17 protein-coding genes and 1 tRNA gene are annotated in these 14,899 nt (G+C 68.4%); 11 read left to right on the top strand and 7 right to left on the bottom strand.

Going from position 1 to position 14,899, the window contains the following annotated elements:
- Nucleotides 1-169: 169 nt before the first annotated feature.
- The 4 genes from ACFVJS_RS18480 to ACFVJS_RS18495 are packed head-to-tail and all read left to right on the top strand — an operon-like array spanning nt 170 to nt 3,938.
- Nucleotides 170-1,246, top strand: a complete 1,077-nt coding sequence (locus tag ACFVJS_RS18480; RefSeq protein ID WP_378883179.1) for a sulfate ABC transporter substrate-binding protein — start codon at nt 170-172, stop codon at nt 1,244-1,246.
- A 7-nt stretch (nt 1,247-1,253) separates the two neighbouring features.
- Nucleotides 1,254-2,111, top strand: a complete 858-nt coding sequence (gene cysT / locus ACFVJS_RS18485) for a sulfate ABC transporter permease subunit CysT (RefSeq protein ID WP_378883182.1) — start codon at nt 1,254-1,256, stop codon at nt 2,109-2,111.
- Nucleotides 2,104-2,946, top strand: coding sequence for a sulfate ABC transporter permease (locus ACFVJS_RS18490; protein WP_378883185.1), 843 nt, complete (start codon nt 2,104-2,106; stop codon nt 2,944-2,946). Before cysT ends, ACFVJS_RS18490 begins: the two co-directional genes overlap by 8 nt.
- 14 nt (nt 2,947-2,960) lie before the next feature.
- On the top strand, nt 2,961-3,938 hold the full coding sequence (locus ACFVJS_RS18495; RefSeq protein WP_378883188.1) for a sulfate/molybdate ABC transporter ATP-binding protein: 978 nt from the start codon (nt 2,961-2,963) through the stop codon (nt 3,936-3,938).
- 103 nt (nt 3,939-4,041) lie between these two features.
- On the opposite strand, the gene ACFVJS_RS18500 is transcribed toward ACFVJS_RS18495, so the two are convergent.
- From ACFVJS_RS18500 to ACFVJS_RS18510, 3 genes are read right to left on the bottom strand one after another with little or no spacing between them, the layout of a single operon-like run.
- Complete coding sequence (locus ACFVJS_RS18500) at nt 4,042-4,500, bottom strand: Rrf2 family transcriptional regulator (RefSeq protein WP_008356464.1); 459 nt, start codon at nt 4,498-4,500, stop codon at nt 4,042-4,044.
- A 39-nt stretch (nt 4,501-4,539) separates the two neighbouring features.
- Complete coding sequence (locus ACFVJS_RS18505; protein ID WP_378883191.1) at nt 4,540-5,034, bottom strand: SRPBCC domain-containing protein; 495 nt, start codon at nt 5,032-5,034, stop codon at nt 4,540-4,542.
- A 4-nt stretch (nt 5,035-5,038) separates the two neighbouring features.
- On the bottom strand, nt 5,039-5,530 hold the full coding sequence (locus ACFVJS_RS18510; RefSeq protein ID WP_165112876.1) for a YajQ family cyclic di-GMP-binding protein: 492 nt from the start codon (nt 5,528-5,530) through the stop codon (nt 5,039-5,041).
- Nucleotides 5,531-5,656: 126 nt separating this feature from the next.
- Here ACFVJS_RS18510 and ACFVJS_RS18515 point away from each other — a divergent pair.
- The 4 genes from ACFVJS_RS18515 (at nt 5,657) to ACFVJS_RS18530 (ending at nt 7,660) form a co-directional block, all read left to right on the top strand.
- A tRNA-Tyr gene (locus ACFVJS_RS18515) sits at nt 5,657-5,738 on the top strand.
- Between the two features lie 316 nt (nt 5,739-6,054).
- Entirely contained in the window at nt 6,055-6,297 is a 243-nt protein-coding gene (locus ACFVJS_RS18520; RefSeq protein WP_378883194.1) for a hypothetical protein, read from the top strand.
- Complete coding sequence (locus ACFVJS_RS18525; protein ID WP_378883197.1) at nt 6,294-7,286, top strand: TerC family protein; 993 nt, start codon at nt 6,294-6,296, stop codon at nt 7,284-7,286. The genes ACFVJS_RS18520 and ACFVJS_RS18525 overlap by 4 nt, the downstream gene beginning before the upstream one ends.
- Before the next feature lie 44 nt (nt 7,287-7,330).
- Nucleotides 7,331-7,660 carry a nucleoside triphosphate pyrophosphohydrolase family protein gene (locus tag ACFVJS_RS18530; protein ID WP_378883200.1) on the top strand — a complete coding sequence of 110 codons (330 nt, stop codon included), beginning with the start codon at nt 7,331-7,333 and terminating at the stop codon, nt 7,658-7,660.
- A 75-nt stretch (nt 7,661-7,735) separates the two neighbouring features.
- On the opposite strand, the gene ACFVJS_RS18535 is transcribed toward ACFVJS_RS18530, so the two are convergent.
- Nucleotides 7,736-8,761: an NADP-dependent oxidoreductase gene (locus ACFVJS_RS18535; RefSeq protein WP_378883203.1), complete on the bottom strand. Its 1,026-nt coding sequence runs from the start codon at nt 8,759-8,761 to the stop codon at nt 7,736-7,738.
- Nucleotides 8,758-9,366, bottom strand: coding sequence for a TetR/AcrR family transcriptional regulator (locus ACFVJS_RS18540; RefSeq protein WP_378883206.1), 609 nt, complete (start codon nt 9,364-9,366; stop codon nt 8,758-8,760). Before ACFVJS_RS18540 ends, ACFVJS_RS18535 begins: the two co-directional genes overlap by 4 nt.
- A 175-nt stretch (nt 9,367-9,541) precedes the next feature.
- On the opposite strand from ACFVJS_RS18540, the gene ACFVJS_RS18545 reads away from it, so the two are divergent.
- Nucleotides 9,542-9,955 (top strand): PPOX class F420-dependent oxidoreductase, encoded by a 414-nt coding sequence (locus ACFVJS_RS18545; RefSeq protein WP_378883209.1) that lies wholly within the window; start codon nt 9,542-9,544, stop codon nt 9,953-9,955.
- Between the two features lie 188 nt (nt 9,956-10,143).
- Here the strand turns inward: ACFVJS_RS18545 and ACFVJS_RS18550 are convergent, their stop codons facing one another.
- Both ACFVJS_RS18550 and ACFVJS_RS18555 read right to left on the bottom strand, forming a co-directional pair.
- Nucleotides 10,144-10,941, bottom strand: a complete 798-nt coding sequence (locus ACFVJS_RS18550) for a carbonic anhydrase family protein (RefSeq protein WP_378883212.1) — start codon at nt 10,939-10,941, stop codon at nt 10,144-10,146.
- A 94-nt stretch (nt 10,942-11,035) separates the two neighbouring features.
- The gene (locus ACFVJS_RS18555) at nt 11,036-11,803 is read right to left on the bottom strand and encodes an IclR family transcriptional regulator (RefSeq protein WP_378883214.1); all 768 of its coding nucleotides are present in this window, start codon (nt 11,801-11,803) and stop codon (nt 11,036-11,038) included.
- Between the two features lie 182 nt (nt 11,804-11,985).
- On the opposite strand from ACFVJS_RS18555, the gene aceB reads away from it, so the two are divergent.
- Both aceB and ACFVJS_RS18565 read left to right on the top strand, forming a co-directional pair.
- Entirely contained in the window at nt 11,986-13,605 is a 1,620-nt protein-coding gene (aceB, locus tag ACFVJS_RS18560; RefSeq protein WP_378883218.1) for a malate synthase A, read from the top strand.
- Nucleotides 13,602-14,855 (top strand): DUF6986 family protein, encoded by a 1,254-nt coding sequence (locus tag ACFVJS_RS18565; RefSeq protein WP_378883217.1) that lies wholly within the window; start codon nt 13,602-13,604, stop codon nt 14,853-14,855. Before aceB ends, ACFVJS_RS18565 begins: the two co-directional genes overlap by 4 nt.
- Nucleotides 14,856-14,899: the final 44 nt, after the last annotated feature.

A 14,899-nucleotide genomic window follows, 5' to 3' on the forward strand; every position in this document is an offset into this window, starting at 1 on the left:
GGCACCTGGATGCCGTCTCGACCGACCTGAGTGACGTCTCGGCGACTGGTCGGCGTCCACGAAACGGACCGATCCTGCGTTTTCACATTCACTCGCCTAAGTCCAGTATTGTCCTCGACATTCGTAATCCGATCGACCTTGACTCGGCAGGGCAGAAGTGAGGAACCAGATGAAGAAGATCAAGGTTGCAGTGGCGTTGGCCGCTGCGAGCATCCTGACCTTGACCGCCTGCGGTGGCTCCGGCGGCGCCAGTGACGCGGAGTCGATCTCCATCGTCGGCTTCGCCGTCCCCGAGACCGCCAACAAGGCGATCGCCAAGGAGTTCAACAAGACCCCCGAGGGCGAGGGCGTGACCTTCGAGACCTCCTACGGCGCCTCGGGTGACCAGAGCCGCGCGGTCGAGTCGGGTCTGAAGGCCGATTACGTCCACTTGTCGGTCGGCACCGACGTACAGCGTCTGGAGAAGGCCGGCCTGATCGACCCGACGTGGGACGACGGCGACAACAAGGGCATCGTGTCCAGCTCGATCGTCGTGCTCGGTGTCCGCGAGGGCAACCCGAAGAACATCCAGGGCTGGGAGGATCTGATCAAGCCGGGCGTCGGCGTGGTCACCGCCAACCCGGCCTCCTCCGGCGCCGCCCGATGGAACGCGCTGGCCGCCTGGGGCTCCGTCGTGAAGAACGGCGGCTCCGAGGAGGAGGGCAAGGCGTACCTCGACAAGCTCTTCAAAAACGTCGTCACGCTCACCAACTCCGGCCGTGACGCCACGACCGCCTTCCTCGGCGGCACCGGTGACGTACTGCTCGCCTACGAGAACGAGGCGATCCTCGCGGCCCAGCAGGGCGAGGGCTTCGAGTACATCGTCCCCGACTCGACCGTCCTGATCGAGAACCCGGGCGCCATCCTCAAGGACGCCTCGAAGCCGTCGCAGGACTGGCTCGACTTCGTCCTCGATCCCCAGGGCGGTCAGAAGCAGTTCGCCCTGACCGGCTTCCGACCGGTCAACACGGCCGAGCCCGGCGTCGTCGACTGGGACGCCATCGGCCTGAAGCCGGAGGACATCAAGGGTGCCAAGGACCCGGCCGACCCGTTCCCGGCGCCGAAGCAGCTGCTCACCCTGGAGAAGGACTTCGGCGGCCGCGACTGGTCGGGCGTCAAGGAGAAGCTCTTCGGCACCGGCGAGGACGGCGAGGCGCTCGGCATCGTGACCGACTCCATCGCCAAGTCCGGCAAGGCCTCGCAGTAGTCCGGTCATGACGACAACCATCCCTACGGCCCGGCCGGCTGCACCTCGGTCCAGCCGGCCGGCCTCCACTCTGACTCGGTCCACTCTCGGGAGAACCAGCGGCATCGGGCTCGGTGTCACGATGCTCTGGTTCAGCCTGCTCGTCCTCATCCCGCTGGTCGCGGTGATCGTCACCGCGTCCAGCGGGGGCTGGTCCGCCTTCGCGAGCCAGCTCAGCAACGAGCAGACCGCATCCGCGATCTGGCTGACGATCCGCGCGGCCATCGTGGTCACGCTGATCAACGTCGTCGTCGGCACCGTCATCGCGTGGGTGCTGGTGCGCGACAAGTTCTGGGGCAAGGGCCTGCTCGAGGTGATCATCGACATCCCGTTCGCGCTGCCGACGATCGTCGCCGGTCTGGTGCTGCTCTCGCTCTACGGCGCCGAGTCTCCACTCGGCCTGCACTGGGCGAACACGTCGATGTCGGTCTACCTGGCGCTGGCCTTCGTGACCCTGCCCTTCGTCGTACGCATGGTGCAGCCCGTCCTCGAGGAGCTGGACGCCGACGTGGAGGAGGCCGCGGCCTCCCTGGGAGCCTCCCGGTTCACCACGTTCCGGCGGATCATCCTGCCCTCGCTGGCGCCGGCCATCGCAGCGGGTGCGGCGCTCTCGTTCGCGCGCGGGATGGGGGAGTACGGCTCCCTCGTCCTGCTCTCGGGCAACCTGCCGTTCAAGTCCGAGGTCGCCTCGGTGCGGATCCTGTCCGCGATCGAGAACGACAACCCGGAGGGCGCGGCGGCGATCGCGGCGATGCTGCTGGCCGTCTCACTGCTGGTCATCGTCGTCCTGGACCTGATCCAACGAAGGATGGTCCGCCGTGGCTGAGACCCGTCGTGCTCCGCGCACGCCACTGACGTACGTCCTCCGCCTGATCGTGATCGCCTATCTGGGCCTGCTCGTGGCCTGGCCGGTGGTGCTGGTCGGCTGGAACGCCTTCCATGTGCCCGATGTCGGGTTCACGACCGAGGCGTTCGCCGGGATCTTCAGCGACCCGCAGATGATGCACGCGATCCAGCTGACCTGCATCGCCGCGGTCGTCGCGACGCTGATCAACCTGGTCTTCGGCGTCTCGATCTCGCTGCTGCTCGTCCGGACCGAGTTCCCGGGCAAGCGGGTCCTGAGCGCGCTGATCGACCTGCCGCTGTCGGTCTCGCCGATCGTCGTCGGCCTTGCGCTCGTGCTCGTCTACGGCGGCCGCGACGGCTGGTTCGGGCCTACCCTGGAGTCCGTCGGGATCCAGGTCATCTTCTCGACCCCGGGAATCATCATGGCGACCGCGTTCGTGTCGTTGCCGCTGGTGATCCGCGAGGTCATCCCGGTGCTCGAGGAGATCGGCATCGAGCAGGAGCAGGCGGCCGCGTCGCTGGGCGCGAGCTCGTGGCAGACGTTCTGGCGGATCACCCTGCCGGGCATCAAGTGGGCGGTCATCTACGGCGTCGTGCTCACCCTGGCCCGCTCGCTCGGCGAGTTCGGCGCGGTCAAGGTCGTCTCCGGGAACGTGCTCGGCCAGACCCGCACCGCGACCCTCGCCGTCGAGGAGAAGTACCTCAACTTCGACCAGCAGGGCGCGTACGCCGTCGCCTTCCTCCTCGCCAGCGTCTCCGTCGTCTGCATCCTCATCGTCTTCGTGCTGCGCGCCCGCGGTGCGCGCGTGCGGTGAAAGGACCACATCCCATGAGTATCGAAGTAAGTGGTGTCAACAAGCGTTACGGCGACTTCGTCGCGCTGGAGGACATCAACCTCACCATCCCGACCGGGCAGCTGACTGCCCTGCTGGGGCCCTCCGGTGGCGGCAAGACCACGCTCCTGCGGGTCATCGCGGGGCTGGAGACGCCCGACTCCGGGTCGGTCGTGATCGAGGGCAAGGACGCGACGTCGCTGCCCGTCCAGAAGCGCAACGTGGGCTTCGTGTTCCAGCACTACGCCGCGTTCAAGCACCTCTCGGTGGCCAAGAACGTCGCCTTCGGACTGGAGATCCGCAAGCGGCCGCGCGTCGAGATCCAGAAGAAGGTCGAGGAGCTCTTGGAGCTCGTCCATCTGTCGCAGTTCGCCAACCGGCTGCCCTCACAGCTCTCCGGTGGCCAGCGGCAGCGGATGGCGCTGGCGCGTGCGCTCGCGATCGAGCCGTCGGTGCTGCTGCTCGACGAGCCTTTCGGCGCGCTGGACGCGAAGGTACGCAAGGAGCTTCGCGACTGGCTGCGACGGCTCCACGACGAGGTGCACGTGACCACCGTCTTCGTGACCCACGACCAGGAGGAGGCCCTCGAGGTCGCCGACGAGATCGTGGTCGTCAACCAGGGCGGGATCGAGCAGATCGGCACCCCCGAACAGCTCTACGACGAGCCGGCCAACGACTTCGTGATGTCCTTCCTCGGTGACGTGACCACGCTCGGTGGCGCCTTGATCCGGCCGCACGACGTCGAGGTCACTCCCTCGCCGCTCTCGGAGAGGTCCATCGAGGGCACCGTCTCGCGGGTCCTGCGGATCGGGTTCGAGGTGCGCCTCACGGTCCTCACCGACGACGGCGAGGTCGTGACCGCCGAGCTGACGCGTACGCATGCCCGGGCGCTGCAGCTCGAAGAGGGCGTCAACGTGTTCGTCACGCCGTCGCCCGGGGCTTACACGATGCCGGCGCCTTCGCCGGCGGCGTAGGGGTAGAAGGAATACCCGGTTAACCGGTGAAACTGTCACTTCTCAGGTGTTGCAACGCCAGAGAAGTGCAGGAACAACCGGTTAACCGGGTATTCCTACCGCATCAGTGAGGCAGCCAGGCCTCGTCGCGCGCGGTGCGGGTGGTGACCTCGTCGGGCAGCTCGCGAGCGGCGAGCTCGGCGATCGAGACCTTCTCGAAGACCTCGCGCAGCGAATCGCGCGCGGCGATCCACACGTGCTGGAGGACATCGGCGCGCTCGTTGTAGGTGACCGCCTCGGGGCGCAGTCCGTAGACGGAGACCAGCGGGCCGTCGACGGCGCGGATCACATCGGCGACGGACACGTCCGAGGCCTTGCGGGCCAGGCGCCAGCCACCGGACTGCCCGCGCTGTGAGATGACGACGCCGGCCTTGCGGAGGTCGGCGAGGATCGCCTGCAGGAACCCGTGAGGGATCTCCTGGGCGCGGCCGAGCTCCTCGGCGCTGACAGCTTTTCCGTCCTCGCGCGCGGCCATCTCGATGAGGGCGCGGAGGGCGTAGTCGGACTTGGCAGATACTCGCACGGCCACATTCTTGCAGATGAATGCAGAATTTCGCTCAATCTAGTGGTCAAGTCCACTTTCATTCGCGAGCGTCTCGGCGCGCGTCTTCAGTCCGGCCGCGTGCCGCCGGAACCCGTCGGCGACACGCTCCGGCCCGGTCAGACCGACCAGCGGACCGGAGAACTCCTCGACCGTCTCGTAGCGCGTCGGCCCGCCGGGCCGCTGCGTCAGCCGCTGGTGACGTACGCCCCGGACGAGCCCGAGCCGCGCCGGCCAGCCCTCGTAGACATAGGCCAGGTACGCAGCCCCGACCCCGTCCTCCCCGACGACCGGCGGGTCGAGCGCCGTGATCCGCTCCGGTGAGCGCGCCCGGCCGCCGTTCGCCCACGCCACGTGCAGGATGATCGGGTTGCCCACCGCCGCCGGTTGCTCGGTCTCGGCGCGGACGACGAACGGGTTCCATGCGGCGTACGACTCGGTCTCGACCATCACCCGCCAGACCACGTCGATCGGGGCATCGATCTCGATCGAGGCTCTCGGGGGCTCGCCGGACACCAGGTCAGCGGTAGTTGATGAACTGGACCGCGAAGTCGTAGTCCTGCGCCTTGACCAGCGAGATCACGGTCTGCAGGTCGTCGCGCTTCTTGGAGGAGACGCGCAGCTCGTCGCCCTGGATCTGCGCCTTGACGCCCTTGGGGCCCTCGTCGCGGATCAGCTTGGAGATCTTCTTCGCGTCCTCGGAGGAGATGCCCTCCTTGAGCGTGATCGAGATCTTCGACTGCTGCCCCGACTGGCGCGGCTCGCTCGCGTCGAGGATCTTCAGGGACTGCTTCCGCTTGATCAGCTTGTCCTGGAAGACCGAGAGCACCGCGCTGGCGCGGTCGTCGGCAGACGCGGAGATCTCGATCCCGTGCTCACCGCTCCACTCGATCGACGCGTTCGTGCCCTTGAAGTCGAACCGCGTCGCGACCTCCCGCGCGGTCTGGCTCAGCGCGTTGTCGACCTCCTGGCGGTCGATCTTGCTCACGATGTCGAATGACGAGTCAGCCATGACTCTCTCCTCTGATTTCTGACCAAGTCTGTGGTGTCTCACCCTAGGACCTCGTCCCGTTTTCGTACGCCGCCAGCCCCTGCGCTATGGTTTCTTCGCTGCCACGATGCTTCGTGGTGCACCCACGGCAGGTTGCCCGAGCGGCCAATGGGAGCGGACTGTAAATCCGTCGGCTTTGCCTTCGAAGGTTCGAATCCTTCACCTGCCACACCAGGGAGAACGCCCCGGTGACCAGCACAAACACTGGTCGCCGGGGCGTTTCGCTGTCAGGCGGGCTTACGAACGCGGTGCTCCCCGTCAGCGTTGGTTCCCGGCCGCATGGACGCGGACCCGCCTTGCTGATCCTGCGGATCTTCCGCCTGTAGTCGTGATGTGGCCACTGTTGGTGTGGCTTCGGGCGGGTTACCATGAGTTCGAAGGGGAGTACCTCCGTCGCCACGTGTCGTCATCTCGGCTTCCCGCCCGGCCCGTGGAGCGCGCCTGCTGAGGAAGACCTTCGTCGGACGACCGATGGAGGTGCAGGAATGTCTACGACGACCTTGTGGGATGACGCCGGACCAGCCCGGCGCGAGAACACTCATCTGCTGATCTCAGCCGAGACGCAGGCCGGCGCACTGGGCGAGATCGTCGCCTGGGTCGGCCTGGCGATCTGGGGCGGCGCACTCGTCGCGTTCGTCGTCTACGACATCGCCCACTCCTACCGAAATCACCATCCCGTGCTGCACAAGCCAGGTCACCAACCCGGACGGCACCAGGACTCCAGGTGAGAACCGGGGCGGCGATCGACTCGATCGCAACGCCCACCCTGTGGTCGGTCACGATCGGTGCCTTGCTCGTGCTGCTGGCGCTCGACTTCGTGATCACCCGACGCCCGCACGAGGTGTCGATGCGCGAGGCGCTGCGCTGGTCGGTCTTCTACATCGCGCTGCCGCTGGCCTTTGGAGGCTTCGTCTGGTGGCGCTACGGCTCCTCGCGTGGTCTGGAGTACCTCACCGGTTACCTGGTGGAGAAGTCGCTCAGCGTCGACAACCTTTTCGTGTTCATGCTGCTGCTCGCGGCCTTCGCCGTTCCTCTCGAGCTGCAACAGCGGGTGCTGCTGTACGGCATCGTCGGCGCGCTGATCCTGCGGGCCGTGTTCATCGCGATCGGCGCGGTGGCGCTGGCGGCGTTCGACTGGACGTTCCTCGTGTTCGGCCTGATCCTGATCGCCACCGCGGTCAGGGTCCTCGCGAATCGCCTCAGCAACGCGAGCAACGACATCGACGTCGACGCGCTGCGGATCGTTCGGCTGACTCGCCGCTTCGTTCCCGTCACCCCCGACTACCAAGGTCCGCGGCTTCTCGGCAGGGTCGACGGCCGGCGGGCGCTCACACCGTTCGCGCTCGTCGTACTGGCCGTACTGACCACCGACGTCGTGTTCGCGGTCGACTCCGTGCCCGCCGTGTACGGGATCACCGGTGACCCGTTCCTCGTGTTCATCACCAACGCCTTCGCGCTGCTCGGGCTGCGCGCCCTCTACTTCGTGCTGCAAGGAGCCCTGAACAAGCTGGTGCACCTGGACTACGGACTCGCGGTGATCCTCGCCTTCATCGGGATCAAGCTCGGGCTCCACTGGGCGCACCAGCGCTGGGCCGCCGTTCCCGAGATCCCGACCTTGGCCTCCCTCGCGGTGATCACCGGGATCCTCGCCACCACCGCGATCACCAGCCACCTGTCCACCCGGCGCCGCAGCCGTGACCCGGCGATGATGCGGTGACCCGCTGGTGGGTCAGCTGAGTTCTCGGGCGATAGATTCCGCTCATGGATCTGAACGCCTACCAGCAGGCAGCGCTGCGCACGGCGGCTACGAGGGACACGCCCAACGAGGTGTTCCACCTGTTGTTGGGGCTGGTCGGCGAGACGGGCGAGATCGCCGAGAAGGCGAAGAAGATCATCCGGGACCACGACAGCGACTTCGCCCAGTGGGACCTCGATGATCTCGCCAAGGAGCTCGGCGACACACTGTGGTACCTCGCGGTCCTCGCTGACCACTTCGGGCTCCCGCTGGCGGACATCGCCGAGCTGAACATCAAGAAGCTCGCCGATCGTCAGCAGCGTGGCGCCCTCGGTGGCAGCGGCGACGATCGCTGAGCCCCTTCGCTCGGACAATGGTGGCCGACCTTTGCCCAGACAAAGAGTCGTGTGTTGCGGCGGGTCGCCGTGGTCTCACGCCCCGTTCGACGCGCCGACCCGGACGAGTCGCTTGCCGAGGTTGTCGCCGTCGAAGATCCCCTGCAGCGCGGCGGGGGCATTCTCGAGGCCGTCGACGACGTCCTCCGCCCAGCTCAACCGGTCGGCACCGACCCATCCCGCCAGCTCGCCGAGGGCGGCCGGGAAGTCCGCCACGTGGTCGAGGAAGATGAACCCCTCCATCCTCGCGCGCTTGAACGCCAGCTGCATGTAGTTCCTCGGACCGGTGCCGTAGCCGGCCGCGGTGTAGCCGGAGGAGACCGAACCGCAGAGCGCGATCCGGCCGTGGGTCGCGAGATGGTCCAAGGCCAGCTCGAGCTGGGAGCCGCCGACGTTGTCGAAGACGGCGCTGAAGCCGTCCGGCGCGAAGGATCGGAAGGCGCCCGGCAGGTCGCCGTGATAGTCGACGCAGTCGAATCCCGCCACGTCACGTACCCAGTTGACCTTCGCGGCGGAACCGGCGGTCCCGATGACCCGAGCGCCGCGGAGGGCGGCGATCTGCCCGGCGAGCGACCCGACGCTCCCGGCCGCGGCGGTGACGAGCACGACGTCGTCCTCGCCCACCTCGAGCACACGGTCGATCCCGACGTACGCCGTCAGACCGCTGACCCCGAAGACGGTGAGCATCTGGCTGGGTTCGATGCCGGCGGGCACCGGGTTCACCCCGAAGAGTCCCTCGCCGCGCGCGACGGCGTACTCCTGCCAGCCGAGCGTGCCGTAGACCCACTGGCCGACAGCAAGGCCCGGGTTCTTGGTGGCCACGACTCGTCCCACTCCGCTGCCGCGCATCACCTCACCGACCTCGACCGGCTCGATGTAGGTGGATCCCTCGTTGAGCCACGTACGCTGCGTCGCGTCGATCCCGAGCCAGGCGACCTCGACCAGGGCTTCGCCGTCGGCAAGGGGCGCGAGCTGCTGCTCCTCGAGGTCGAACGTGCCTGGTTCGATGCGGTCCGCCGGGCGCTGCCGCAGCACCAGGCGGCGGTTGCTCGTCGGGGTCATGATCCCTCCGTCGTGTCGGCGCGTGTGGCGCGTTCGAAGGTCGCGACGAGCTCATCGGCGACCGGTGCCGCAGCGGTTCCGCCGGCGATCCTCAGGGCCTCGCCGTCGAGGGCCCGTCGCAGCATCCTCGCCATCAGCGCCGGGTCGAACGGACGCATCTCGCCCTCCGCCTGGCCGTGCTCGAAGATCGCGACCAGATCGGCGAGGGACTCGTCGACCAGGGTGTCGTAGCGGGCGCCGCCTGCCGTCGCGCGATGGGCGACGACGGCGACGAGTGCTCGCGTGCGGACGGGCTCTCGCTCGCAGTAGGCCAGGAAGGTCCGAATGTAGGCATCGAGGCGCGCCAGGGCGTCTCGTCCCTCGGCGACCTTCCGGCCGAGCTCCGGACCCAGGTCTTCGACGACCGCGCTCACGACGGCGTCCAACAGCTCGTCCCGGCTCCTGAAGTTGCTGTGGTACGCGCCGCGGCTGTAGCCGGCCGCCTCCGCGATCGCCTCGACGGAGACCTTCGCGGCGCCTTCCTCGGAGAAGAGGCGGGCCGCTGCGTCGATCAGGTCGGTCCGTGTCTGCAGCTGCCGCTCGGCGCGGGTTGGTCGTCGTTCCACCTCATCAAGATACCAACTCGTATCCAGATACCAGATCGTATATGAATCGGTGCGTGGGGGCCTGCGCTTGGGATTCGGCTGACCAGGGTGTTATCACTAGCGCGTCGCTCGAGCCTGCGCTCCGGCCCGGTCCTGGGCTCCCGCAGCCGCGGCCACGGCCTACGAAGGAGCATCCATGACAGTCGACGCAACGCCCTCCACCACGGAGAACGACGAGTTCTGGCGGGAGCGGCGGGTCTGCTTCCTGACCACGAGCAGGCCGGACGGGAGCCCGCATCTCGTCCCGGTCGGGGTGACGTTCGATCCCGAGACCGGCATCGCTCGCGTCATCAGCAGCGCGGGGAGCAAGAAGGTCCGCAACGTACGCGCGGCCGAACCCGACGCGCAGGTGGCGGTCAGCCAGGTCGACGGACGGCGGTGGTGCACGCTGGAGGGCACGGCGGTCGTCAAGGACGACCCGGCGTCGGTGGCCGAGGCGGAGCGGCGCTACGCCGAGCGCTACAAGCAGCCCCGGCCCAACCCGGAGCGGGTGGTCATCGAGATCACCGTGACCCGGGTGCTCGGCAACACCCGCCCGTCGGGCTGGTGAGCACTCCTCCTGGGAACGGACGGTGAATCCGTCGGCCGTGCCGGTTCGACGTCGCCCGGGAGCGGATCGACCTCGTTGGCGATCTCGTCCAGGAACGCCTGTTGGTCCTCGTCGAGCCGACGTGCGCGCCGTCGAGCAGACCCGAAGCCTTCACGCAGAACCTGAGCGCCCGGTCGGCTGATCAGACCCTAGAACGGCCCTCGGTCGGAGAGGACCGTGCGGTCGGTGATGTCCTGGACGTCGCGGCGGTTGCCGGTCGGGAACATCGTGCGGAGGCGCTCGATCTGGCGGGGTGAGGCGGTGATGGGCTCGGTGAGCATCACCCACTGGACGCCCTCGGTGTAGGGAGCCGTGGTGAGCGAGCCCTCGTAGCGGTAGGAGGCGTGCTTGCGAGGCAGGAGCGCACCGACGTCGATGTGACCGACCGGGTCGGCAGCGGCGCACTCGGAGACCAGGTGGTCGTAGAGGCGGCCGAGGGTCCGGTTGGTCCGGCCGGGGCGGACCCAGACGCCGACGACCAGGGTGTGGCCGGTGTCGTCCTGGTGCACGAAGTGCATCTCGATCGGGTAGTCCCGGGCGGCGAGACGATGCTCGCTCGGGGTGTGCCAATGGAACTGCGCCAGGCCGTACGTCACGCCGCCGACCGTGAGCGACCCGGCGCCGGGCGGGACCTCGGCGCGCACGGCCTCCTCGTGACCACGCACCGTGCAGCCGTCGGGGTCGTCGGCGTCCTCGCGGACGTACGTCATCGTGACTGTCGTGTCGTGCGGATAGTGGACGTGGATCGACGGGAGGTGCGCCGGTTCGGTGTCGCCGGGGGTGATGCGGATGGGACTCTGGTGCGGTTGGGGCGGCGGTGCGGCGTGCGGGGCCAGGGCCGAGGTCGAGGATGCGGCCGCGGACGAGGACAGAGCGGTGAGCCCCGCGATGGCGGCGGCTCCCTGGAGCAGTGCGCGACGGTTCAGCCCGACGTCGGTGTGCAACATGGAGATCTCCCGAGATCTACCGGGTCGACGTGGCCCGGAACAGCAATACGTACCACGTCCGAAGGCGCGCCGCGGGGATGCCGCTCGGCGCGGGTCACGCCAGGTCGGCGGCGAGCTGCTTACCGGCCTCGGTGAGCAGCGGGACGGCGCGCTCGATGAGCTCGTCGGTCATCCGCCCGGTGGGACCGCTGATCGACATGGCCAGGCGGGGCGCGTAGTCGGGGACGGCGACGGCGACGCAGCGTACGCCTGCCTCCTGCTCGCCCTCGTCGATCGCGTAGCGACGGTCGCGGACCTGCTCGAGCTGGTCGAGGTAGTCGTTGCGGTCGGTGATCGTCGTCGAGGTGTAGGGGACCATGTCGGTGCGGCGGAGGATGTCGCGGACCTGCTCGGGAGCCATGTCGGCGAGGATCGCCTTGCCGACGGCGGTGCAGTGCGGGGACACCCGGCGGCCGACCTCGGTGAACATACGCATCGACTGGCGCGACTCGGTGTGGGCGACGTAGACGATCTGGTCGCCGTCGAGCATCGCCAGGTTGGCCGACTCGCCGACCTCGTCGACGAGCCGGGCCAGGTGCGGGCGGGCCCAGGTGCTGAGCATGCGCGAGGAGCTCTCGCCCAGCCGGATCAGCTTGGGGCCGAGGACGTACTGCCGGTTGGCCTCCTGGCGGAGGTAGCCCAGGTCGACGAGGGTGCGCACCAGGCGGTGGATCGTCGGCAGCGGCAGGCCGGAGGCGGCGGCGAGCTGGGAGAGTCCCATGGTGCCGCCCGCGTCGGCCATCGTCTCGAGCAGCGCGAAGGCGCGCTCGATCGACTGCACGGCGCCGGCGCGTGCCTTCGGCGCCTTCTCGTTCTCGCTCACCTGGGCTCCCGATCTTGATGGATGTCTCATGAGTACTGACTTCCGGATGATGGAAGTCTAGCGTCGTGTAGAGGAAATCCGGCTGGTTGCGCCTGTTGTCCGGCCGGATTAATATCCGCAATGCGGAAAGAAGAATCCATTCAAAGGAAAACTGTGGCCCTGGGAGGGTGGAGCTCGTGAACATTCAGATCACCGGTGGCGACGCGAAGCGGGCGGGGAGCGCCAGCGACCGACGCCAGGTCGAGCGAGGAGCCGAGATCCTCACCCCCGAAGCCCTCGACTTCGTCGCGGAGCTGCAGCGACGGTTCGGGGCCCGGCGCGACGAGCTCCTCGCTGCCCGCCGCGCTCGCCGTGAGGAGGTCGCCCGCACCGGCCGTCTCGACTTCCTGCCGGAGACGGCCGACGTACGCGCCGGCGACTGGACCGTGGCGCCCGTGCCCGAGGACCTTCAGGACCGCCGGGTCGAGATCACCGGCCCGACCGACCGGAAGATGACGATCAACGCCCTCAACTCCGGTGCCCGGGTCTGGCTGGCCGACATGGAGGACGCCAGCACGCCGCACTGGAGCAACGTCGTGGGCGGCCAGGTGAACCTGTACGACGCCATTCGGCGCAACATCTCCGCGATGTCCCCGCAGGGCAAGCTCTACGAGCTCAAGCAGGACCAGCGCCTGGCCACGATCGTGATGCGCCCGCGTGGCTGGCACTTCGACGACCAGCACGTGCTCGTCGACGGCAAGCCGGTGGTCGGCGCCCTGGTCGACTTCGGGCTCTACTTCTTCCACAACGCCCGCGAGCTCCTGGCGCGCGGGAGTGGGCCGTACTTCTACCTCCCGAAGATGGAGAGCCACCTCGAGGCGCGGCTGTGGAACGACGTGTTCACCTTCGCCCAGGCCGCGTTGGAGATCCCGCACGGCACCGTGCGCGCGACCGTGCTCATCGAGACCATCCCGGCCGCGTTCGAGATGGACGAGATCCTCTACGAGCTGCGCGACCACGCCTCCGGGCTCAACGCCGGCCGCTGGGACTACCTGTTCAGCCTGATCAAGTACTTCCGCGACGCCGGGCCGTCCTTCGTGCTACCCGACCGGGCCACGGTCGGGATGACCTCGCCGTTCATGCGGGCCTACGCCCAGCTGCTGGTGAAGACCTGCCACCGCCGCAACGCCCACGCCATCGGCGGAATGGCCGCCTTCATCCCGAGCCGCAAGGACCAGGAGGTCAACGCCATCGCCTTCGCCAAGGTGCGCGAGGACAAGGAGCGCGAGGCCGGCGACGGCTTCGACGGCTCCTGGGTGGCCCACCCCGACCTGGTGCCGATCTGCCGGGAGATCTTCGACGGTGTCCTCGGTGACCGCCCGAACCAGGTCGACCGGCAGCGCGACGACGTCTCGGTCGCTGCCGAGGACCTGCTCGACGTCGCCTCGGCGGGCGGCGCGATCACGCTCGCGGGGCTGCGTGACAACGTCGAGGTCTCGCTGGTCTACCTCGACGCCTGGCTCCGCGGCACCGGCGCCGTCGCCATCCACAACCTGATGGAGGACGCCGCCACCGTCGAGATCTCGCGCTCGCAGATCTGGCAGTGGGTCCACAACTCCTCGAAGCTCGACGACGGGACGCCGGTGACCGCAGAGCTCGTGCGCCAGGTCCTGGACGAGGAGATGACGAAGCTGCTCGCGGCGGCCGACGGGATCGAGCACCGCCTGGAGCAGGCCCGCACCATCTTCGAGGAAGTCGCCCTCGCCGACGACTACATCGACTTCCTGACCTTGCCCGCCTACGACCAGGTGGTGGGTGCATGAGTCACCTCGAGGAGTTGAGTGCGCGGCTCGACCGGGATCTCGCCGGGGCCGACGCGGCACTGGCGGCCGGCTATCCGGGGGATCGTGGCGTACGCCAGCCGGTGCACACGGTCTACGTCCCGGGCGACCGTTACACCGACAAGACGGTCGCGCAGTGGTCGGCTGAGTCCGTCGCTGCCCTGGACGAGTTCGGGGGCTCGGCGGCCGAGATCGTGACGGTCTTCGATCTGGCGCCCGACCTCGTCGATGCGATCTACGACCGGGTGCGGGCCAAGCTCTCCGCCGAGCCCGTCGAGGACCTGAGGATCGACTTCGAGGACGGCTACGGTTCCCGGCCGGATGCTGACGAGGACGCTGCGGTCGTGGCGGCTGCCGAGGTGCTCGCGGCCACCGTCCGGGACGGGTCGGCGCCGCCGTTCCACGGCATCCGGATCAAGTCGTTCGAGGCTCCGACGCGGCATCGGGGGCTGCGTACGCTCGATCTCTTCCTGGGTTCGTTGGTCCGCGATGGCGGCCTGGGTGACGGCTTCGTCATCACCCTGCCCAAGGTGACCTCGGTCGAGCAGGTCACCGCGATGGTCACCGCGCTGTCCGCGCTCGAGGCGGCGCACGGGATCGAATCCGGAAGCCTGAGGTTCGAGATCCAGGTCGAGACGCCGCAGGCGATCCTCGGCTCCGACGGCACCGCGCTGGTCGCCCGGATGATCGCGCTCGGGGCCGGCCGGGTCACAGGACTGCACTACGGGACCTACGACTACTCCGCCTCGCTCGGGGTGGCTGCTGCGTACCAGAGCATGGAGCACCCGGTCGCCGACCACGCCAAGGACGTGATGCAGGTGGCTGCCGCCGGCACCGGCGTCTTCGTCTCGGACGGTTCGACGAACGTGCTTCCGGTCGGAGATGCGTCGGCCGTACGTTCGGCCTGGCAACTCCACGCGCGACTGGTGAGTCGCTCGCTGGCGCGCGGGATCTACCAGGGCTGGGACCTGCACCCGGCTCAGCTGCCCAGCCGCTATGTCGCGACCTACGCGTTCTTCCGGGACGGGCTCGAGGTCGCCTCCGCCCGGCTACGGGCGTACGTCCACGGCGGTGACTCCAACTATCTCGACGAGCCCGCCACCGCTGCCGCGCTCGCCGCCTTCGTGCTGCGCGGGGTCGAGTGTGGCGCGGTCGCTGTCGACGAGGTCGACCGGCTCGCCGGGATCGACCACGCCAAGCTGGCCGAGCTCGCCCGTCGGCCCGTCGGCTGACGCGGCAGAGCATCCCGATCGCATGGCGGCAGGCTGGGTAGCCT

Origin of the sequence: Nocardioides sp. NPDC057772, from assembly GCF_042798075.1 — a bacterium.
GTDB lineage: Bacteria > Actinomycetota > Actinomycetes > Propionibacteriales > Nocardioidaceae > Nocardioides.

What these genes read in the sequence shown, in the direction of transcription:
- ACFVJS_RS18480 (WP_378883179.1), top strand. Translation starts at nt 170, where the DNA reads ATGAAGAAGATCAAGGTTGCAGTGGCGTTGGCCGCTGCGAGCATCCTG.
- cysT (WP_378883182.1), top strand. Translation starts at nt 1,254, where the DNA reads ATGACGACAACCATCCCTACGGCCCGGCCGGCTGCACCTCGGTCCAGC.
- ACFVJS_RS18495 (WP_378883188.1), top strand. Translation starts at nt 2,961, where the DNA reads ATGAGTATCGAAGTAAGTGGTGTCAACAAGCGTTACGGCGACTTCGTC.
- ACFVJS_RS18510 (WP_165112876.1), bottom strand. Translation starts at nt 5,530, where the DNA reads ATGGCTGACTCGTCATTCGACATCGTGAGCAAGATCGACCGCCAGGAG.
- ACFVJS_RS18520 (WP_378883194.1), top strand. Translation starts at nt 6,055, where the DNA reads ATGTCTACGACGACCTTGTGGGATGACGCCGGACCAGCCCGGCGCGAG.
- ACFVJS_RS18530 (WP_378883200.1), top strand. Translation starts at nt 7,331, where the DNA reads ATGGATCTGAACGCCTACCAGCAGGCAGCGCTGCGCACGGCGGCTACG.
- ACFVJS_RS18535 (WP_378883203.1), bottom strand. Translation starts at nt 8,761, where the DNA reads ATGACCCCGACGAGCAACCGCCGCCTGGTGCTGCGGCAGCGCCCGGCG.
- ACFVJS_RS18545 (WP_378883209.1), top strand. Translation starts at nt 9,542, where the DNA reads ATGACAGTCGACGCAACGCCCTCCACCACGGAGAACGACGAGTTCTGG.
- ACFVJS_RS18550 (WP_378883212.1), bottom strand. Translation starts at nt 10,941, where the DNA reads ATGTTGCACACCGACGTCGGGCTGAACCGTCGCGCACTGCTCCAGGGA.
- ACFVJS_RS18565 (WP_378883217.1), top strand. Translation starts at nt 13,602, where the DNA reads ATGAGTCACCTCGAGGAGTTGAGTGCGCGGCTCGACCGGGATCTCGCC.